The sequence below is a fragment of the Veillonella sp. ACP1 genome (assembly GCF_000286635.1).
In the GTDB taxonomy this organism is placed as follows: domain Bacteria; phylum Bacillota; class Negativicutes; order Veillonellales; family Veillonellaceae; genus Veillonella; species Veillonella atypica.
Genome location: NZ_ALKL01000016.1, coordinates 1 through 20,591 on the forward strand (window position 1 = coordinate 1; position 20,591 = coordinate 20,591).

Below are 20,591 nucleotides of genomic sequence, written 5' to 3' on the forward strand. Positions count from 1 at the left end.
AAAGCTGAACAATACGTTGTAACTGGTCTTGAAATGTTCCGCAAAACTTTGGACTCTGCAGTAGCAGGCGACAACGTTGGTGCATTGCTTCGTGGTGTTGACCGTAAAGACATCGAACGTGGTCAAGTATTGGCTAAACCAGGTTCCATCAACCCACACACAAAATTCAAAGCAGAAGTATACGTATTGACTAAAGAAGAAGGTGGCCGTCATACTCCATTCTTCTCCAACTACCGTCCACAATTCTACTTCCGTACAACAGACGTAACAGGTGTTGTAAATCTTCCTGAAGGTGTAGAAATGTGTATGCCTGGCGATAACGTAACAATGAATATCGAATTGATTACTCCAATCGCTATCGAAGAAGGTCTTCGTTTCGCGATTCGCGAAGGTGGCCATACAGTAGGCGCTGGCGTTGTAACTGAAATCGAAGGTTAATTAGTAGCCTTTGTAATAAATAGGACTCCGTAAGGGGTCCTATTTTTGTGTAAAGTTCTAGACAAGGAACGCCATTTTTTGTTATACTATTTCTGTCAGGTACATGTGCCTGGCTTTTTTGAGTTGCTCAAAATCTTGACATTGCTAGACACATATGATACTATTCATTAGTATGTAGTCGAGCGTTTTCGAGTACAAGAGACTTATTAGTAAATATAAAGCGAGGTGTGTCCGGATGCGTAATGCCATTACTTTAGCTTGCACAGATTGCAAACAACGTAATTACCAAACGAACAAGAATAAGAAAAACAATCCTGATCGTATTGAAATGATGAAATATTGCAAATTCTGCGGTAAACATACATTACACCGTGAAACAAAATAATCTTATCATTCATTACCTGTTGATTTGAGGATGTGAACAAATGGCAAAGTCTAACTCAGCAGTACAACAACGTGGCGGATTTGGTAAATTCTTCCGCGGCGTAAAGGCTGAACTGAAAAAAGTAGTCTGGCCAACAAGAAAAGAGCTCATTAATTACACAATTGTAGTATTTTTGGTAACTATATTTATCGCTTTACTCATTTATGTATTTGATGCGATTTTTGCTCAACTTATTAATATGTTGTTGCGGATTGTTGGATAGGGGGCCATTACATGGAAGCAGATAAGAAGTGGTATGTAATTCATACCTATTCAGGCTACGAAAATAAAGTTAAAACCACTTTAGAACTTAAGGTTCAATCTATGGGCTTACAAGATGTTATTAGTCGAATTCTAGTACCTCTTGAAGATGAAATAGATGAAAAAGATGGGGTTAAAAAAGTAGTAAAACGTAAAATATTTCCTGGGTACGTATTGGTTGAAATGGAAGTTAACGACCGTTCTTGGTATGTTGTGCGCAACACACCAGGTGTAACAGGTTTCGTTGGCTCTGCCACTAAACCAGTTCCACTTTCTGATTCCGAAGTAGAACATATACTTAAGTCTCAGGGCTTGGATAAGAAACCAACAATCAACGTCGATGTAGAGGTTGGTGAAACGGTACGCATTACATCCGGTGCCTTTGAAGATAGACTAGGTGTTATTACCGAAATTAACCCTGAAAAAGGAACATTGAAACTTAATGTAGAAATGTTCAATCGAGATACAGAGGTAGAGGTAGAGTTTTCTCAAGTTGAAAAAGCTCTTTAATATATAAATATAACTCTAAAAGAGCAATCGATTTTGGTTGCAGTGGGAGGATGTTTATCCGTTACCACCACAGTAGAATCATAGGAGGTTTAATTACCCATGGCTAAGAAATTAGTTAAACAAGTAAAACTACAAATTGAAGCCGCTAAAGCTACTCCAGCACCACCAGTTGGTCCTGCATTAGGTCAAGCAGGCGTTAACATCGTTGCTTTCACAAAAGAATTCAACGAACGTACTGCTAAACAAGCTGGCTTGATTATTCCAGTAGTTATTAACGTATATGAAGATCGTAGCTTCGACTTCATCACTAAGACACCACCAGCTGCAGTATTGTTGAAAAAAGCTGCAGGTATCCCAAAAGGTTCTGGTGTACCTAATCGTGATAAAGTAGCTAAAGTAGGTCGCGATAAAGTTCGTGAAATTGCTGAATTGAAAATGCCTGACTTGAATGCTAATACCGTAGAACAAGGTATGCGCATGGTAGAAGGTACTGCTCGCAGCATGGGCATTGAAATCGTTGACTAATAAGCGTACGACTTGCGCATAAGCGCAAATCGGTGGGAGGGAATTCCCGTTTGACCACATAAGGAGGATATTATAATGGCAAAAGTAGGTAAGAAATACGCTGAAGCAGTAAAACTTATTGAAGCTGGTAAGTTCTACGAACCAGTTGAAGCAATTGAGTTAGTTAAGAAAACTGCAACTGCAAATTTCGATGAAACAGTTGAAATCGCTTTCAACTTGAATGTCGACCCTAAATACGCTGATCAACAAGTTCGTGGTGCAGTAGTATTGCCTCATGGTACTGGCAAAACTAAACGCGTTCTTGTGTTCGCTAAAGGCGACAACATTAAAGCAGCTGAAGAAGCTGGCGCAGATTTCGTAGGTTCTGAAGAGTTAGTAGCTAAAATCCAAGGTGGTTGGAGCGACTTCGACGTAGTAGTTGCTACACCAGACATGATGGGTCAAGTTGGCCGTCTTGGTAAAATCTTGGGTCCTAAAGGCTTGATGCCAAACCCTAAAGTTGGTACTGTAACTCCAGACGTTGCTCGTGCAGTAAACGAAATTAAAGCTGGTAAAATCGAATACCGTACTGATAAAGCAGGTATCATTTCTTGCTCCATCGGTAAAGCTTCTTTCGATGATGAAAAATTACTTGACAATTACCGTACAATCGTTGATACTATTATCAAGGCTAAACCTGTAGCAGCTAAAGGTCAATACATTAAATCTGTAACCTTGTCCGCTACAATGGGCCCTGGTGTGCCTTTGAACGTGTTCAAATTGAGCAACGTAACCAAAGAGCAATAATCACATATGTCTCTTAGCTGTAGACGGCTGGTATGTATAATGGATGTAAATCCGCCCGCTGAGGCTGACACTAGAACAACCTAGGACTAGTTACGACCTCATCGCGTGCGATGAGGTCGTTTTTACGCTAAGATAGTACATAGAGCACCACAAAATCTATAAGGAGGTAATCTAATGGCTGTCACTGAATCAAAAAAAGCAATCGTTGCTCAAATGAAAGAAACTCTTTCTGAAGCAAAAGGTGCTGTATTGATTGGTTACTCTGGTTTGACTGTTGCGCAAGCAACTGATCTTCGTCGCAAAATGTTGGCTGAAGGTGTTGAATACAAAGTAATCAAAAATACTTTGACTCGCATTGCTGCAAACGAATTGAATCTTGAAGGTTTCTCTGAGCATTTAGAAGGTCCAACTGCATTGGCTACTTCTAAAGAAGATGCTGTTGCACCTGCTCGTGTAATCGAACAATTCATCAAAGCTACAGAACAAGAAGTTGTTACTGTAAAAGCTGGTATCGTTGAAGGCGAAGTTATGGACGCTGCAGGCGTTAAAGCAATCGCAAGCCTTCCAAACCGCGAAGGTATGCTTTCCATGTTGCTTTCCGTATTGCAAGCACCTGTTCGCAATGTTGCATACGCTGTCAAAGCTGTTGCAGACGCTCAACCAGCAGAAGCTGCAGAATAATAATTTCTGTGAATTATTCATTGGTCGCTTAAGACCGATACAATAAACTATTTTATGGAGGAAAACTAAAATGGCATTGAACATTGAAAACATCGTTGCTGAATTAAAAGAAGCAACTATTCTTGAACTTAATGATCTTGTAAAAGCAATTGAAGAAGAATTTGGCGTAACTGCAGCAGCTCCTGTAGCTGTAGCAGCTGCAGGTGGTGCTGAAGGCGGCGCTGCTAAAGATTCTTTCGACGTAATCTTGAAAGAAGCTGGCGCATCCAAAATCAACGTAATCAAAGTTGTTCGTGAAGCAACTGGTCTTGGCTTGAAAGAAGCTAAAGCTATCGTTGACGGCGCTCCTGCACCTGTAAAAGAAGGCGTAGCTACTGAAGCAGCTGAAGCTTTAAAAGCTCAATTGGAAGAAGCTGGCGCAACTGTAGAATTGAAATAATTCTAGCCATATTAAAAGGCGTACCTAAAGGTACGCCTTTTTTTGCGTTCTGATTACTCTGAAACGACTCTGTATAAACTTGATATTAAAAAGCGTGCCCCGAAGGGCACGCTCTATTAAAATGAAATACTATCTTGTACTTTATATATTGTAGCTCCATTAGTTTTGCCCAATGGTTTTGTAATGACAGATGCAGGTGAACTTTCAAAGTCTTTTATATTCCGATTAGGTACGATAACAATAGCATTTAACTCGTTTGGAAGTTGATCTAAAAACTCATCTTTGGTAATGGTAGGCATAATATTTCTGGCCTTAGCCCAGCGTTCGTCATCAGTCTTATTTAAATATACTTGTGTTGGTATATGTTTTGTATAATACACGACTGAAGTATAATATCCACCATATACGAAAACAGGTTGATTCGTATTTTCTATATAAGATGTAAACTGAATACCAGATTGACTCGTTAATATGGGCGTCACAGAAATGGTAGTGGCTGAGTATAGGGCTAGTATTGGAAGCAAAAATAGCAATGTGAGTTGTGAATATGTTCGTATGTAATGTCTAGCTATTTTAAAAATCAGAGCGCCTATGCTAACTATAATCATATACTCTAAGATATAGTCGCTAGCACTGACGGCTACGCCAATACCTAGAATGCATGTATATATGCCAAATGGTAGTGTTACTAAAGAAGTACAATATTTAGATAGATTAGGGTTAAACAGTAAATTGATAATTGCCTCACTACCCCATATGATACATGGAATAATCGCGGGTAGTGTATAGGTTAAATACTTGGTTGCTACAATAGAATAAAATAGTAATATAATAACAAACCATATCCCGCCAAGTAGGTTGAATGATTCCTTCCAGTTCAGTTTCCGCAATTGATATATAACCACTGGTGTCCATGGCAATAAAGCAAGCGGCGTAATTATTAGATAGTAGTACCACACGTTGAATTTAGGGTGTTCGGATACGAGGGCACGACCTACATTTTGTAGACCAAGAAATCCACTAATAAAATCTTGGCCGTGAATAGAATACATTGCTATGTACCATGGAGTAGCAATGGCGAAAAATAATACAATACCTAGCGGTGTAAAGGCAATCTTTAAATTTCTTAGTAAACTTACCTCATCCTTATTGGTTTTACTATATTTTTGAAGGACCATAAACACTAATAATATGAGTCCTGGTAATAGTAATCCGATGGGTCCTTTTGTTAAGACTGCAAAGGCAGCTGCAATATAGGCTTTCATCATCGACGACTTATCATTGTTTGTAAAAGCTAGGTAAGCAAAACCAAATATGGCAAGACTAAAGAAAAATAAAAAGCCATCTGTTATAACCGCATGTGATATATACCAAAATTGTAAGGTGCTCATCAAGAGGATGGCACTGGTTACTGCGACTGGGACGGACTGTTTGATACGGTATACCATGTGATACATGAGTGATACACTGGCCCCTGCAATTAATGTATTAGGGATGCGTGATACAAAATCTGATATACCGAACAATTTATAGCAGATCATAAGTGCCCAATATGTTAATGGTGGTTTATCATACCATACATGGTCATAAATCATAGGTGAAATCCATGAATTGTGAGTTAACATGGTTATGGCACTTAATACATAGTTAGATTCTACTGGATCGGTAATCGGTATATAGGCATTATAAAAACCATAGCTTATGACTGTAATTAAAAACAGCGCTATGATTCGTGTTCGATGATTTATGTTAATTTTAAACACTCCTTTATGTTAATAGTATATGCTTATATTTTACTATACTTTGCAATGTTCAGATATGTCATGAGAGAAATTATATAGAATATTGTTTTTATGGAATACCTTAAATGACTTTTGTGTATACAAAATACATGTTATAATAAATTCAAAAGAAAGACCATTTTATACAATGTAATTTGAATGATATACACATTCAGTGGAAAGAAGGATAGCAATGAGAAAAGAACATGATTTCCTAGGTGAATTAGAAGTAGCTGATGAGTTATATTATGGTGTACAAACGATTCGTGCATTAGAAAACTTTCACATTACAGGAAAACATTTAGACCAAGATTTTATTAAAGCTTTAGCAATGGTAAAAAAGGCCTCCGCTTTGGCCAATATGAAAACAGGTCGCCTCAATGTATCTATTGGTAAAGCCATTGTTCAAGCCGCAGATGAAGTCATCGCCGGCGAATTTGCAGATCAATTTCCAGTCGACCCAATTCAAGGTGGTGCAGGTACTTCTGTGAATATGAACATGAATGAAGTATTAGCAAACCGCGCTTGTGAAATTTTGGGTCATCCAAAAGGATCCTATGATATTGTAAGTCCTAATAACCATTGTAATATGGCGCAATCTACCAATGATGCATTTCCAACGGCTATTAAGGTTTGTGCGATTTTGAAATCTAAACCTTTGCTTGAAGCGTTGCAACGCCTTGTGGATGAACTTGAGAAAAAGGCTGATGAGTATAGCGAAATTTTAAAAATGGGGCGCACTCATTTACAAGATGCGGTGCCTATTACATTAGGTCAAGAAATGGGTGCTTATGCATCAGGTGTTCGCCGTGGTATTAGACGTATTAAATCTGCTGTTGAAGGAGCACATGTTATCAATATGGGGGCTACTGCCGTTGGTACAGGCCTTAATGCAGAACCAAATTACATTCATGATGTAGCATACGAACTTAGCGAAGTCGTAGGCGAACCATTCTATACTGCAGATAACTTGATTGATGCTACGAACAACACGGATATCTTTGCTGATATCTCTAGTGGTTTGAAGGTTACGGCTCTTGTATTGATTAAAATGGCCAACGATTTCCGTTTGATGGCATCTGGCCCTCGTTGTGGTATCGGGGAATTGAAATTACCTGCTCGTCAACCTGGTTCTTCCATTATGCCTGGTAAGGTGAACCCAGTTATCGCCGAAGTATTGAATCAAGTATGTTATCAAGTTATCGGTAACGATCTTACCATTTCTTTGGCTGTAGAAAATGGTCAATTTGAATTGAACGTAATGGAACCTGTATTGGCTTACAATTTGTTCAATAATCTTTGCTACCTTAAAAATGGTGTTAACACATTCGTTGATAAATTGCTTATCGATCTTGAAGTAGACCGTGAACAATGCGAATACTGGTTGAACCGTTCTGTTGGTATCGTAACTGCATTGTTGCCTCACCTTGGTTATGAAACCGCTTCTGCACTTGCAAAAGAAGCCTACACATCTGGTCGTGCTATTCGCGATATTATCCTAGAAAAAGGTTTATTGACTGAAGATGAAATCAATCATATTCTTTCTCCTAAAGAAATGACACGCCCTGGTATTGCCGCTGCTGATTTGTTAAAACACAAAGGAAATTAATTTTTATTAATGAACTTTGTCATATAATGTGAATAATACGTGAAAATGTGAAAGCTGTCAGCCTTTTGGTTGACAGCTTTTTTATATGATGATAGAATTATAAATTGCAAAAGTAGCATTTTCTACTTTTCCATGTAGAAGCTATAACTTACGTATTAAGGGTTTTCTTCCAAGGTTGTGCTTGGATAATGAACAGAGCAAGGTTATTTTTTAAATAAAAAAGGGCCTTGCTTATTTGGCGTTATTAAAGCAGGAAAACTGAGACCTGTAAGATGTCTTTTCTATGCCGTTATAGAAATATGGTGGACCAGTGTATTTGAAGGAGGGAAAGCACATATGTTCAAACCTGAACAGGTAGGCAAACGGACTCGTTATACATATGCAAAAATTAACGAAGTTATTAAGATGCCGCATTTGTTGGACATTCAGCGTAAATCGTACGAATGGTTCTTGGAGAGCGGTTTACAAAATATTTTCAACGATATTTCTCCGATTAAAGACAATTCAGGTAATTTAGTACTTTCTTTTGAAGGTTTTAGCTTAGGTGAGCCTAAGTATGATATTAATGAGTGCAAAAATCGTGATGCTACATACGCAGCACCACTTCGTGTAAATATCCGTTTAGTTAATAATGATCCTGAAAATATGGACATTAAAGAACAAGAAGTATTTATGGGTGATTTCCCATTGATGACGGATACAGGCACTTTCATTATCAATGGTGCAGAACGTGTTATCGTATCTCAATTAGTACGTTCCCCTGGCGTTTACTATGGTAAAGAAATCGATACCATGGGTAATCGTTTATATGAATCCACAGTTATCCCAAATCGCGGTGCTTGGATTGAATTAGAAACAGATGCTAGCGAAGTTGTAGCCGTTCGTATCGACCGTAACCGTAAATTACCGGCTACTGTGCTTGTTCGTGCATTAGGTTGGGATACTAATGAAAGTATTCTTGATCTTTTCTGGAACGGTCAAACAGATGAAGATGGTTTGCCAGTATATGATGAACGCATTGTTCGTACATTAGAAAAAGATACAACTCAATCTGCTGATGAAGCATTGGTAGAAATTTATAAAAAATTACGTCCAGGTGAACCTCCTACTGTAGAATCTGCTCGTAATTTATTCGATAATTTATTCTTCGATGCTCGCCGTTATGATTTAGCGCGCGTAGGTCGTTATAAATTAAATAAAAAACTAGGATGGCGTCAACGTATGTTGGGTCAAACATTGGCACAACCAATTGTTGATACTGAAACAGGTGAAATCATCCTTGATGCAGGCGTACAAGTTGGGGAAGAACAACTTGATATCGTTGCTAAGAGCGGTGTATTTAGCGGCGAAGGTTTTGCTGAATTCTATATCACTAATTCAGATGGTGTAGTATCCAAAATCATTTGCAACAACTGCAACTTAGAATTTAACCATCGTACAGTTACAAGAGAAGATATGATTGCTAATATCTCTTACCTCTTGAACTTGATGGATGGTGCCGGTCATACAGATGATATCGACCATTTGGGTAACCGTCGTCTTCGTTGCGTAGGTGAATTGTTACAAAATCAATTCCGTATTGGTTTGACTCGTATGGAACGTGTTGTACGTGAACGCATGACAATTCAAGAAATTGAATCTATTACGCCTCAAGCGTTGATTAATATTCGTCCTGTTGTAGCAGCGATTAAAGAATTCTTTGGTTCTTCTCAGTTGTCTCAATTTATGGACCAAACAAACCCATTAGCAGAATTGACACATAAACGTCGTCTATCTGCCCTTGGACCTGGCGGTTTATCTCGTGAACGTGCAGGTTTCGAAGTTCGTGACGTGCATCACTCTCACTATGGCCGTATGTGTCCTATTGAAACACCAGAAGGTCCTAACATCGGTTTGATTAACTCCTTATCTAACTATGCGAAGGTTAATGAATTCGGTTTCATCGAGGCTCCATACCGTAAGGTTGAAAAAATTTACGGCGAAGGTGCTGACGCGGATAAGGTTGTAAAAGTACGCGTATCTGAAAGCGTTGCTTATATGACTGCAGATGAAGAAGAAGGCATGACAATTGCCCAAGCGAACTCCCCTCTTGATGCAGACGGTTGTTTTGCTAATGACCATGTAGCATGTCGTCGTGGTCATGACGTATTAGAAGTAACACCTGATAAGGTTGATTACATGGACGTTAGTCCAAAAGAAGTTGTATCCATCGGTACAGCTATGATTCCATTCCTTGAAAACGATGATGCGAACCGTGCCTTGATGGGTGCGAACATGCAACGTCAAGCGGTGCCTTTGCTCCGTGCTCAAGCACCTTTAGTTGGTACAGGTATGGAATATACAGCGGCTACTGACTCTGGTGTTTGCGTATTGGCACGCGAAGCTGGTAAAGTCGTACGTTGCTGGGGTAATGAAATCCACGTTCTTCGCGATAGCGATGGTCGTGTTGATACATACCGTTTGAATAAATTCCTTCGTTCTAACCAATCCACCTGCTTTAACCAAAAACCAATCGTTAATCGTGGTGACCATGTTGTAAAAGGCCAAGTATTGGCTGATGGTCCTGCTACTGATGGTGGTGAATTGGCTCTTGGCTTTAATGTTCTTGTAGCGTTCATGCCTTGGGAAGGTTATAACTACGAAGATGCTATCTTGCTTAGTGAAGAACTTTGCAAAGAAGATATCTATACATCCATTCATATTGAAGAATACGAATGTGATGCGCGCGACACTAAACTAGGTGCCGAAGAAATCACTCGTGAATTGCCTAATACTGGTGATGATACACTTAAAAACCTAGATGAAGATGGTATCATCTGTATCGGTGCAGAAGTACATCCTGGTGATATCCTCGTGGGTAAAGCTACACCAAAAGGCGAAACTGAATTAACACCAGAAGAACGTTTGTTACGTGCTATTTTTGGTGATAAAGAACGCGAAGTTCGAGATACATCCCTCCGTGTGCCTCATGGTGAATGTGGTAAGGTTGTAGACGTTAAAGTGTTCACTCGTGAAAATGGTGATGAGTTACAACCAGGTGTAAACAAACTTGTTCGCGTTTACATCGCTCAAAAACGTAAAATCCACGAAGGCGATAAAATGGCCGGTCGTCATGGTAACAAAGGTGTCGTTTCTCGCGTAATGAGAAAAGAAGATATGCCATTCCTTCCAGATGGTACTCCAGTACAAATCGTATTGAACCCATTGGGCGTACCTTCTCGTATGAACATTGGTCAGGTTCTTGAAACTCACTTAGGCTGGGCTGTTCAAGGCTTGGGCATGAAAATTAAGGCTACAGATCTTCATATTCAAAATGTATTGAAAGAAGCGCGTACTGATGAATCCTATTGGGAACAAATCGATGCAATTCGCAAATTATATGCTGAAATTGAAGAGTTAGAAGCTAAAGCGAAAGAAGATGTAACAGTAGCTCATTTTGATATTGATGAAAAAATCATCGATTTGAAATCTCAAATCTTAGGTCACGTAGAAGAAGCTGCTCAAAAGAAATTGGCTGCACTTGGTGGCGAAGCTCGTTACAATGAATTGAAAGCATTAGAATCTAAATACAATGCACTTCACATGGAATATTTCGGCACTGAAGAAGTGCCTGAAATGGATCCAGCTCTTGTTGAAGAATTAGAACGCATCAACAAGGTACGTGCTACATTGAACCATATCGAAGAAGCTCGTGCTAAACGCGTTGAAATTCGCAAAGATTTGGAAAAATTAGGCTATGACTATGATACCTATGGTATGCCAAAACCGGATGTAGCTGGTATTCATATCGCTACACCTGTATTTGATGGTGCCCATGAAAAAGATGTATTCGAAACATTGGATATCGCTGGTCGCCCAGATGATGGTAAAACCGTATTGTACGATGGCCGTACCGGTGAACCTATGGATAACCGTGTAACGGTTGGTTACGTATACATGTTGAAACTTCACCATTTGGTTGATGATAAAATTCATGCGCGCTCCACAGGTCCGTACTCCCTTGTTACACAACAACCATTGGGTGGTAAAGCTCAATTTGGTGGCCAACGTTTCGGGGAAATGGAAGTTTGGGCCCTTGAAGCATATGGCGCAGCCTATACTCTTCAAGAACTATTAACTGTTAAGTCTGACGACGTTGTTGGTCGTGTTAAAGCATACGAAAAAATCGTTAAAGGCGAAAATATTCCTGAACCAGGTGTGCCTGAGTCCTTCAAAGTATTGCTCAAAGAACTTCAAAGTATCGGTCTTGATGTAAAAATCTTGAACGAAGATCAAGAAGAAGTTGTTATGAAAGAACTTGATGACGAAGATGAAGTGGTAGAAACTGGTATTGAAGATGTTATGGACGGCGATGCTGTTGAAACAGATGAAGTAACAGTTGTAGACCCAGAAGCAGAGGAAGAAGTATCTAATGGTGGCGATGATGATATTCTTAGCCAATTAGCATATCCAATTAGTGAATCCTCTGCAGATGAAGACTGATACTGAATATTAGGAAGGGAGCGATAGTAGTGCTAGACGTAAATGAATTTGATTCCATGCGAATCGGTTTAGCCTCTCCAGAGCAAATTTTAGAATGGTCTCATGGGGAAGTTAAAAAACCAGAAACAATTAACTACCGTACGTTAAAGCCAGAACGTGATGGTCTATTTTGCGAACGCATTTTTGGACCAACAAAGGACTGGGAATGTCACTGCGGTAAATATAAACGCATCCGCCATAAAGGCGTTGTCTGCGATAAATGTGGCGTAGAAGTAACACGTGCTAAAGTGCGTCGTGAACGTATGGGCCATATCCAATTGGCTACACCTGTATCCCATATTTGGTACTTCAAGGGTATCCCATCTCGTATGGGCCTTATCCTTGATGTATCTCCACGTTCCTTGGAACGCGTATTGTATTTTGCTTCCTATATCGTAGTTGATCCTGCAGGTAGCCCATTGGCAAAACGCCAATTGTTATCTGAACAAGAATACCGTGAATACGAAGCTCAATTCAATGAAGAAGGATATACTATCGGTGGTAAATCCGTAGTTATTGAAACTGTGGCACAACGTAATGAACGTTTGGCTATCGTTCGTGAAGCACAACGTAAAGAACGTTATAATGCAGCACTTCGTGAAGATGCTACAATTCCAGAAGCTGATAAAGAATATGAAGAATTAACTCGTGAAGAACGTTACGAATTAGGTGCTACAGAAGAAATCTTATTCGTATGTATCGACATGGGTGCAGAAGCGGTAAAAGCATTATTATCTGAACTTGATTTAGAACAATTAAATGCTGAATTGCGCGAAGAGTTGAACACTGCAAGTGGTCAACGTAAAATCCGTGCCGTTCGCCGTCTTGAAGTAGTAGAAGCATTCCGTCAATCTGGCAATCGCCCAGAATGGATGATTATGGATGTCGTTCCTGTTATCCCACCTGAATTGCGCCCTATGGTTCAATTAGATGGTGGTCGCTTTGCTACATCTGACCTTAATGATTTGTATCGTCGTGTTATCAATCGTAACAACCGTTTGAAACGTTTGTTGGACTTAGGTGCTCCTGATATCATCGTGCGCAATGAAAAACGCATGTTGCAAGAAGCGGTTGATGCATTGATCGATAATGGTCGTCGTGGCCGTCCTGTCACAGGTCCTGGCAACCGCCCATTAAAATCCTTGTCTGATATGCTTAAAGGTAAACAAGGTCGTTTCCGTCAAAACTTGCTCGGTAAACGTGTTGACTACTCCGGTCGTTCCGTTATCGTAGTAGGTCCAGAACTTAAAATGCATCAATGTGGTTTGCCTAAAGAAATGGCATTGGAATTGTTCAAGCCATTCGTTATGAAACGCTTGGTAGAACGTGGACAAGCATCCAATATTAAGGCTGCTAAGCGCCAAGTAGAACGCGTAGGTCCTGGTGTATGGGAATCCTTGGAAGAGGTTATCAAAGAACATCCAGTTCTTTTGAACCGTGCACCTACATTGCATAGACTTGGTATCCAAGCCTTCGAACCAATCCTTTGGGAAGGCCGTGCTATCAAATTGCATCCATTAGTATGTACAGCCTTCAACGCCGACTTTGACGGTGACCAAATGGCTTGTCATTTACCATTGTCCGTAGAAGCTCAATCCGAAGCTCGTACATTGATGCTATCCGTTCATAATATCTTATCAACAAAAGATGGTAAGCCAGTTGCTATTCCATCTCAAGATATGATTTTGGGTACTTATTACCTAACAGTTGTACGCGAAGATACTCGTGATAAAGCAAAAACATTTGCTACATATGACGAAGTAATGCTTGCTTACGATTCTCATGTTATCGGATTGCAAGATATTTTATACATTCGCTTGCCTGAACACGGTCGCGTAGAAACTACAGCTGGTCGTTTGATCTTTAACAACGCTTTGTTCCCAGAATTATGGCAATATGAACAAAAAGAAGACGGTACTTACACATTGGGTAAGGTTATGGATAAGAAGACGGTTGGTAAACTTGTAGATCAATGTTTCCAATTATTCGGCAATGAAAAAACTGCTGAACTCTTAGACAGAATTAAATCCCTTGGTTACTCCTTTGCACGTCGTGCAGGTATGACAGTAGCCATTGCGGATATTAAAGTACCAGAAGAAAAATTCGATTTACTTGATACCGCAGAACAAGAAGTAGAAAAAGTATCTCGTCTATATCGCCGTGGTCTTATTACAGAAGAAGAACGTTATCGTAAAACTATCCAATTGTGGACAAAAGCAACAGAAGATGTTACTGATGCCATGATGGATAATATGGCGCGCGATAAAGATGGCTTCAACCCTGTATATATGATGGCTATCTCCGGTGCCCGTGGTAACAAACAACAAATTCGTCAGCTTGCTGGTATGCGTGGTTTGATGGCTGACCCATCTGGTCGTATCATCGACTTGCCAATCAAGGCAAACTTTAAAGAAGGTTTGACTGTATTGGATTACTTTACGTCCTCTCATGGTGCTCGTAAAGGTTTGGCCGATACAGCACTTCGTACAGCTGACTCTGGTTATTTGACTCGTCGTCTTGTTGACGTATCTCAAGACGTTATCGTTCGTGAGGACGATTGTGACGTTGTAGGTATCGATCTCGTTCGTGAACGCGCTCGTTTGGCTACATCTCCACGTCAAGCTCTTGAAATGTTGAAAGACAAATTGATTGGCCGCGTTCTCGATAAAGATGTAGTAAATGCTGAAACAGGTGAATTGGCTGTTCCTGCAGAAACTATTCTTGATGAACAAAGCTTAGCAGATATCGCAGATGCTGGTGTAACAGCTATCTCCTTGCGCGGTGCACATTTGGGATCGGATAGCGATATTAACCATACTAATTTGGTACAAAAGATTCTTCTTGGTGAAAGCGACGATAGTATCCGTGCGACATTAAAAGAAACTATGATTCAAAATATGTTGAACAAGGATACTGTGAATGCTATCGTGGACAGCAATGGCGTAGAAATCTACCCTGCTGATACACGCCTTACAGAAGAAGGTATCGAAGCAATTCTAAACTCTGATGTAAAAGAGGTACAAGTACGCAATAATGAAATCAACGGTATTGAAGTAGAAGCTATCGTTGAAGGTACGGGTATTATTGAACCATTGAAAGATCGTATCGTAGGTCGTATTGCAGCTGAAGAATTAATCAATAAGGAAACTGGTGAAGTTATCGTTCCATTGAATGGTGAAATTACTGAAGAACTTGCTGATGAAGTTGTAAAACATTACGATGTTGTTAAAATCCGTTCCGTATTGACTTGTCGTAGCCCTTATGGCGTATGTCGTAAGTGCTATGGTCGTGACCTTGGTACAGGTGACCAAGTTCAAGTCGGTGAAGCAGTTGGTATCATTGCGGCTCAATCCATCGGTGAACCTGGTACACAATTGACAATGCGTACATTCCATACAGGCGGTGTCGCAGGTGACGATATCACACAAGGTTTGCCTCGTGTTGAAGAATTGTTCGAAGCTCGTAAACCAAAACGTAATGCAATCATTGCTGAAAATGAAGGTGTAGTACGTGTTGTACCTAACGAAGGTAAAAAAGGTACTAATACTATCTTTATTACAGGTGAAGATGGTATTGAACTCGATTACCTCATCCCTTATGGTTCTCGCATTATCGTTAAAGACGGTGATGTTGTATCCTTGGGCGCACGTTTGACAGAAGGTTCCATTAATCCTCATGACATCATGCGTGTAATGGGCACACAAGCAACACAACGTTACCTCGTATACGAAGTACAAAAAGTATATAAATCTCAAGGTGTAGAAATCAACGATAAACACATTGAAGTTATTGTTCGTCAAATGCTTCATAAGGTTAAAATCGAAACTGCTGGCGATGCAGATATGCTTCCTGGCGACATGATTGATATCAACACATTTGATGAAGAAAATCGCCGTTTAACATTGAATGGCCGTGAAAATGCTACTGGTAAACGTACATTGTTGGGTATTACTAAAGCTGCGTTGGCTACAGATTCCTTCTTGTCTGCTGCATCATTCCAAGAAACTACACGTGTTCTTACAGATGCTGCTATTAAGGGCAAAATCGATCCATTATTGGGTCTTAAGGAAAATGTTATCATCGGTAAATTGATTCCTGCCGGTACTGGTATGAGCCGTTACCGTAAAATTGAAGTAGTTAAAAAGGCTCCTGAAATTTTGGAATTAACTGATGACGGTGAAATCATAGAAAAATAAGGTTTTATAGCTTATAGCTATGATTAGAAAATAAAAGAGATATTCCTAGATTGTTATATAATTTAGGGATATCTCTTTTTTTGTTATATCAATTTTGCATAACAAGACTGCACCAATAGAATTGAATATGTATAAAGTGTATAAAAATAAGCGAAATTATCTATATTTGTATAAAAAAACGAGAATACTACATGTGATTCTTATAAATGATACACACGGATAGGTGTACATATTAAATACAGTGAAATAGCGGTTTTGAGTGTTAAAAAACCTTTGACATGCGTTTGAGTAATTGATATACTTACATAGTGCTTAGAGGGCAAGTGCGCCCTGAGCATAGTTTCGTAAGGAGAAGATGTAACCATGGACATTGCCCATTTGGCATCGGCGAACAAGACAATAGGTGCTAAGCAAACGATTAAATCAATTGCAAAAGGCTCTGTTAAGTTTGTGTTTCTCGGCTGCGATAGCGATAGCTACGTAGTAGATCCTGTACGGATGGCTTGCGTGGAACATAATATACCGTTCGACGATAAGCATACGATGGATGACCTTGGTCGTGCGTGCCGCATTAAGGTGCGGGCCACAGCGGTAGGCATCCTACGTTAATCTCGGTAATATCCGATGTAACAATTTGTTATGACGGATCAATTATAAATCTCAAATTTGGAAAGGAGGTGCCCAAATGCCAACAATTAATCAGCTAGTACGCAAAGGTCGCATGAGCTTGACTAAAAAATCTACAGCTCCAGCGCTTCAAGAATCTCCACAAAAACGTGGTGTATGTACTCGTGTGTACACAGCTACTCCAAAGAAACCAAACTCCGCGCTTCGTAAAGTTGCCCGTGTACGTTTGACAAACGCTATTGAAGTAACTGCTTACATTCCAGGCATTGGTCACAATTTACAAGAACACAGTGTTGTACTTATCAGAGGCGGTCGTGTAAAAGACCTTCCAGGTGTGCGTTATCACATCGTTCGTGGTGCATTGGATACAGCTGGCGTACAAAATCGTATGCAAAGTCGTTCCAAATACGGCGCGAAAAAAGCTAAAAAATAATTTTAGCCATTAAACGAAATTAACACACATCAATATAAAGGAGGAATTGAACATGCCAAGAAAAGGCCCTGTTCCGAAACGTGATGTACTTCCAGATCCGGTGTACAACAGCAAATTAGTAACACGTTTCATTAACAAAGTTATGTACGATGGCAAAAAAGGCATTGCTGAAACTATCGTATATGATGCATTTGAAATTATTCGTTCCAAAATGGGTCAAGACCCAATGGAAGTTTTTGATCAAGCATTGAAAAATGTTATGCCTGTACTTGAAGTACGTGCTCGCCGTATCGGTGGTGCGAACTACCAAGTGCCAGTTGAAGTTCGTGCTGATCGCCGTCAAACCCTCGGTATTCGTTGGGTTGTAAACTACGCTCGTCTTCGTGGTGAACGCACTATGAAAGAACGCTTAGCAGGCGAATTGATGGACGCTTTCAACAATGCAGGCGCTGCAATCAAGAAAAAAGAAGATACTCATAAAATGGCAGAAGCTAATAAAGCATTTGCTCATTATCGTTGGTAATAAGAGGTGACAACTGTGGCAAGAGAGTTTTCCCTAGCAAAAACTCGTAATATCGGTATCATGGCTCACATCGATGCTGGTAAAACAACAACTACAGAACGTATCCTCTACTATACAGGTATTGTTCACAAAATCGGCGAAGTACATGAAGGTGCTGCTACGATGGACTGGATGGCGCAAGAACAAGAACGTGGTATCACAATCACTTCTGCGGCGACAACATGTCACTGGAAAGATCATCGTATCAATATCATCGATACTCCTGGTCACGTTGACTTTACTGTAGAAGTAGAACGTTCTCTACGTGTACTTGATGGCTCCGTAGCGGTGTTCAGTGCTAAAGGTGGCGTTGAACCTCAATCCGAAACAGTATGGCGTCAAGCATCTAACTACGGCGTACCTCGTATCGCTTATGTAAATAAGATGGATACAGTAGGTGCTGACTTCTTCAACGTAGTTGATATGATGAAATCCCGTTTGGGTGCAAATTCCGTAGCTATCCAAGTGCCAATCGGCGCTGAAGATACTTTCGAAGGTATCATCGATTTGATGACTATGAAAGCGGAAATTTACAAATCCGATGACGGTAAAGAATATGAAATCACTGATATCCCAGCAGAATATCAAGAAGTAGCTGAAGCTCGTCGCGAAATGATGATCGATGCTATCGCTGAAACTGATGACGATATTATGATGAAATATTTGGAAGGTGAAGAAATCTCCATTGAAGAATTGAAAGCAGCATTGCGTAAAGCAGTTATTGCTAACCAATTGTTCCCAGTTCTTTGTGGTTCTTCCTACAAAAACAAAGGTGTACAAATGTTGTTGGACGCTGTTGTAGATTACATGCCAGCTCCTATCGACATTCCAGCTATTAAAGGTACCGTTCCTGGTACTGAAGAAGAAACTACTCGTCCTTCTTCCGATGATGAACCATTCTCCGCATTGGCATTCAAAATCATGGCTGACCCTTATGTTGGTAAATTAGCGTTCTTCCGTGTGTACTCCGGTACATTGGAATCCGGTTCCTACGTTTTCAACTCCACAAAAGGTAAGAAAGAACGTATCGGCCGTATTCTTCAAATGCACGCTAACACTCGTAAAGAAATCGACATGGTTTACGCTGGCGACATCGCTGCAGCTGTAGGCTTGAAAGATACTACTACTGGTGATACTCTTTGTGATGAAAAGAATCCTGTAATTCTTGAATCCATGGAATTCCCTGAACCAGTTATCTCCGTTGCTGTTGAACCTAAAACAAAAGCTGACCAAGAAAAAATGGGTACAGCTCTTGCTCGTTTGGCAGAAGAAGATCCTACTTTCAAAGTTCGTACTGATGAAGAAACAGGTCAAACTATTATCTCCGGTATGGGCGAACTTCACTTGGATATCATCGTCGACCGTATGAACCGTGAATTCAAAGTAGAATGTAACGTAGGTAAACCTCAAGTAGCTTATCGCGAAACTATCCGTAAAGCTGTTAAAGCTGAAGGTAAATTCGTTCGTCAATCTGGTGGTCGTGGTCAATATGGTCACTGCTGGTTGGAATTAATTCCTCAAGAACCAGGTGCTGGCTTCGAATTTGAAAATAAGGTCGTAGGTGGTGCAATTCCTCGTGAATACATCGGACCTGTTGAAAATGGTGTTAAAGAAGCTATGGAATCCGGTGTTATCGCTGGTTATCCAATGGTTGACATCAAAGTTATCGTATTTGACGGCTCCTACCATGACGTTGACTCCAACGAAATGGCCTTCAAAATCGCTGGTTCCATGGGCTTTAAAGAAGGTGCTCGCAAAGCAGACCCTGCATTGCTTGAACCATACATGTCCGTAGAAGTAGACGTTCCTGAAGAATACATGGGCGACGTTATCGGTGACTTGAACTCTCGTCGTGGTCGCATGGACGGCATGGAAGCTCGTAATGGTAACCAACATATCAAAGCATATGTTCCATTGAGCGAAATGTTCGGTTACGCAACTGACCTTCGTTCCAAAACTCAAGGTCGCGGTAACTACTCCATGACATTCGATCATTACGAAGAAGTTCCTAAGAAAATTGCTGAAGAAATTCAAGCAAAGAAAAACGGTTAATCTTACATTAGATTAATAGAATTACTATTTTCCTCGGAGGATAATTTAAAATGGCTAAAGAAAAATTTGAACGTACGAAACCGCATGTTAACATCGGTACAATCGGTCACGTTGACCATGGTAAAACTACTTTGACTGCTGCAATCACTAAAGTATTGGCTGAAAAAGGCCAAGCTGATTTCCAAGATTACAGCATGATCGATAAAGCTCCAGAAGAACGTGAACGCGGTATCACAATCAACACTGCACACGTTGAATACGAAACTGAAAACCGTCACTATGCACACGTTGACTGCCCAGGCCATGCTGACTATGTTAAAAACATGATCACTGGTGCGGCTCAAATGGACGGCGCTATCTTGGTATGTTCCGCAGCTGACGGCCCTATGCCTCAAACTCGCGAACACATCTTGTTGGCTCGCCAAGTTGGTGTTCCTGCAATCGTAGTATTCTTGAACAAAGCTGACATGGTTGACGACGAAGAATTGATCGAATTAGTAGAAATGGAAGTTCGTGAACTTCTTTCCTCCTACGAATTCCCTGGCGACGAAGTACCTATCGTTGTAGGTTCCGCTTTGAAAGCTTTGGAAGGCGACGCTCAATATGTAGCTAAAATCGACGAATTGATGGCAGCTGTAGATTCCTACATCCCAACACCAGTTCGTGATACTGACAAACCTTTCTTGATGCCTGTGGAAGACGTTTTCACAATCACTGGTCGTGGTACAGTAGCAACTGGCCGTGTT

17 protein-coding genes are annotated in these 20,591 nt (G+C 40.3%); 16 read left to right on the forward strand and 1 reads right to left on the reverse strand.

What is annotated here, in order from left to right; translation table 11 throughout:
* The 8 genes from HMPREF1151_RS06570 to rplL all read left to right on the forward strand — a co-directional run.
* Positions 1-438: EF-Tu/IF-2/RF-3 family GTPase (locus HMPREF1151_RS06570; RefSeq protein ID WP_009661501.1), on the forward strand; the 438-nt coding region annotated here is incomplete at its 5' end.
* 235 nt (positions 439-673) lie between these two features.
* The gene (rpmG, locus tag HMPREF1151_RS06575; RefSeq protein ID WP_004693530.1) at positions 674-823 is read left to right on the forward strand and encodes a 50S ribosomal protein L33; all 150 of its coding nucleotides are present in this window, start codon (positions 674-676) and stop codon (positions 821-823) included.
* A 40-nt stretch (positions 824-863) separates the two neighbouring features.
* Complete coding sequence (gene secE / locus HMPREF1151_RS06580) at positions 864-1,085, forward strand: preprotein translocase subunit SecE (RefSeq protein WP_005377007.1); 222 nt, start codon at positions 864-866, stop codon at positions 1,083-1,085.
* An 11-nt stretch (positions 1,086-1,096) separates the two neighbouring features.
* Entirely contained in the window at positions 1,097-1,633 is a 537-nt protein-coding gene (gene nusG, locus HMPREF1151_RS06585) for a transcription termination/antitermination protein NusG (protein WP_005377143.1), read from the forward strand.
* Between the two features lie 99 nt (positions 1,634-1,732).
* Complete coding sequence (gene rplK, locus HMPREF1151_RS06590; RefSeq protein ID WP_004693535.1) at positions 1,733-2,158, forward strand: 50S ribosomal protein L11; 426 nt, start codon at positions 1,733-1,735, stop codon at positions 2,156-2,158.
* 75 nt (positions 2,159-2,233) lie between these two features.
* Complete coding sequence (gene rplA / locus HMPREF1151_RS06595; protein ID WP_005377180.1) at positions 2,234-2,944, forward strand: 50S ribosomal protein L1; 711 nt, start codon at positions 2,234-2,236, stop codon at positions 2,942-2,944.
* A gap of 174 nt (positions 2,945-3,118) precedes the next feature.
* Positions 3,119-3,625 (forward strand): 50S ribosomal protein L10, encoded by a 507-nt coding sequence (rplJ, locus tag HMPREF1151_RS06600; protein WP_005382951.1) that lies wholly within the window; start codon positions 3,119-3,121, stop codon positions 3,623-3,625.
* A 70-nt stretch (positions 3,626-3,695) separates the two neighbouring features.
* Positions 3,696-4,064: a 50S ribosomal protein L7/L12 gene (gene rplL / locus HMPREF1151_RS06605; protein WP_009661502.1), complete on the forward strand. Its 369-nt coding sequence runs from the start codon at positions 3,696-3,698 to the stop codon at positions 4,062-4,064.
* Positions 4,065-4,180: 116 nt separating this feature from the next.
* Here the strand turns inward: rplL and HMPREF1151_RS06610 are convergent, their stop codons facing one another.
* Positions 4,181-5,827 carry a glycosyltransferase family 39 protein gene (locus HMPREF1151_RS06610; RefSeq protein WP_038141440.1) on the reverse strand — a complete coding sequence of 549 codons (1,647 nt, stop codon included), beginning with the start codon at positions 5,825-5,827 and terminating at the stop codon, positions 4,181-4,183.
* A 211-nt stretch (positions 5,828-6,038) separates the two neighbouring features.
* On the opposite strand from HMPREF1151_RS06610, the gene HMPREF1151_RS06615 reads away from it, so the two are divergent.
* The 8 genes from HMPREF1151_RS06615 to HMPREF1151_RS06650 all read left to right on the forward strand — a co-directional run.
* Positions 6,039-7,454, forward strand: a complete 1,416-nt coding sequence (locus HMPREF1151_RS06615) for an aspartate ammonia-lyase (RefSeq protein WP_005379846.1) — start codon at positions 6,039-6,041, stop codon at positions 7,452-7,454.
* A 336-nt stretch (positions 7,455-7,790) separates the two neighbouring features.
* Positions 7,791-11,936 carry a DNA-directed RNA polymerase subunit beta gene (rpoB, locus tag HMPREF1151_RS06620; RefSeq protein WP_009661500.1) on the forward strand — a complete coding sequence of 1,382 codons (4,146 nt, stop codon included), beginning with the start codon at positions 7,791-7,793 and terminating at the stop codon, positions 11,934-11,936.
* Between the two features lie 29 nt (positions 11,937-11,965).
* A complete protein-coding gene (rpoC, locus tag HMPREF1151_RS06625) occupies positions 11,966-16,171 on the forward strand; it encodes a DNA-directed RNA polymerase subunit beta' (RefSeq protein ID WP_005381686.1) in 4,206 nt (1,401 codons plus the stop codon).
* 363 nt (positions 16,172-16,534) lie between these two features.
* Entirely contained in the window at positions 16,535-16,780 is a 246-nt protein-coding gene (locus HMPREF1151_RS06630; protein ID WP_005377124.1) for a ribosomal L7Ae/L30e/S12e/Gadd45 family protein, read from the forward strand.
* A gap of 76 nt (positions 16,781-16,856) precedes the next feature.
* Positions 16,857-17,231 carry a 30S ribosomal protein S12 gene (gene rpsL, locus HMPREF1151_RS06635; protein ID WP_004693554.1) on the forward strand — a complete coding sequence of 125 codons (375 nt, stop codon included), beginning with the start codon at positions 16,857-16,859 and terminating at the stop codon, positions 17,229-17,231.
* 52 nt (positions 17,232-17,283) lie between these two features.
* Positions 17,284-17,754 (forward strand): 30S ribosomal protein S7, encoded by a 471-nt coding sequence (gene rpsG, locus HMPREF1151_RS06640; protein WP_004693556.1) that lies wholly within the window; start codon positions 17,284-17,286, stop codon positions 17,752-17,754.
* Positions 17,755-17,769: 15 nt separating this feature from the next.
* Positions 17,770-19,845, forward strand: coding sequence for an elongation factor G (fusA, locus tag HMPREF1151_RS06645; protein ID WP_005377031.1), 2,076 nt, complete (start codon positions 17,770-17,772; stop codon positions 19,843-19,845).
* 50 nt (positions 19,846-19,895) lie between these two features.
* Positions 19,896-20,591 (forward strand): elongation factor Tu (locus tag HMPREF1151_RS06650; protein ID WP_009661503.1); only part of this gene is annotated, 696 nt, incomplete at its 3' end.

Excerpts from the sequence above, each read along its gene's own strand:
- HMPREF1151_RS06615 (WP_005379846.1), top strand. The coding sequence starts at position 6,039 with ATGAGAAAAGAACATGATTTCCTAGGTGAATTAGAAGTAGCTGATGAG.
- rpsL (WP_004693554.1), top strand. The coding sequence starts at position 16,857 with ATGCCAACAATTAATCAGCTAGTACGCAAAGGTCGCATGAGCTTGACT.
- rplJ (WP_005382951.1), top strand. The coding sequence starts at position 3,119 with ATGGCTGTCACTGAATCAAAAAAAGCAATCGTTGCTCAAATGAAAGAA.
- rplA (WP_005377180.1), top strand. The coding sequence starts at position 2,234 with ATGGCAAAAGTAGGTAAGAAATACGCTGAAGCAGTAAAACTTATTGAA.
- nusG (WP_005377143.1), top strand. The coding sequence starts at position 1,097 with ATGGAAGCAGATAAGAAGTGGTATGTAATTCATACCTATTCAGGCTAC.
- rpsG (WP_004693556.1), top strand. The coding sequence starts at position 17,284 with ATGCCAAGAAAAGGCCCTGTTCCGAAACGTGATGTACTTCCAGATCCG.
- secE (WP_005377007.1), top strand. The coding sequence starts at position 864 with ATGGCAAAGTCTAACTCAGCAGTACAACAACGTGGCGGATTTGGTAAA.
- rplK (WP_004693535.1), top strand. The coding sequence starts at position 1,733 with ATGGCTAAGAAATTAGTTAAACAAGTAAAACTACAAATTGAAGCCGCT.
- HMPREF1151_RS06630 (WP_005377124.1), top strand. The coding sequence starts at position 16,535 with ATGGACATTGCCCATTTGGCATCGGCGAACAAGACAATAGGTGCTAAG.
- rpoB (WP_009661500.1), top strand. The coding sequence starts at position 7,791 with ATGTTCAAACCTGAACAGGTAGGCAAACGGACTCGTTATACATATGCA.
- rpmG (WP_004693530.1), top strand. The coding sequence starts at position 674 with ATGCGTAATGCCATTACTTTAGCTTGCACAGATTGCAAACAACGTAAT.
- rplL (WP_009661502.1), top strand. The coding sequence starts at position 3,696 with ATGGCATTGAACATTGAAAACATCGTTGCTGAATTAAAAGAAGCAACT.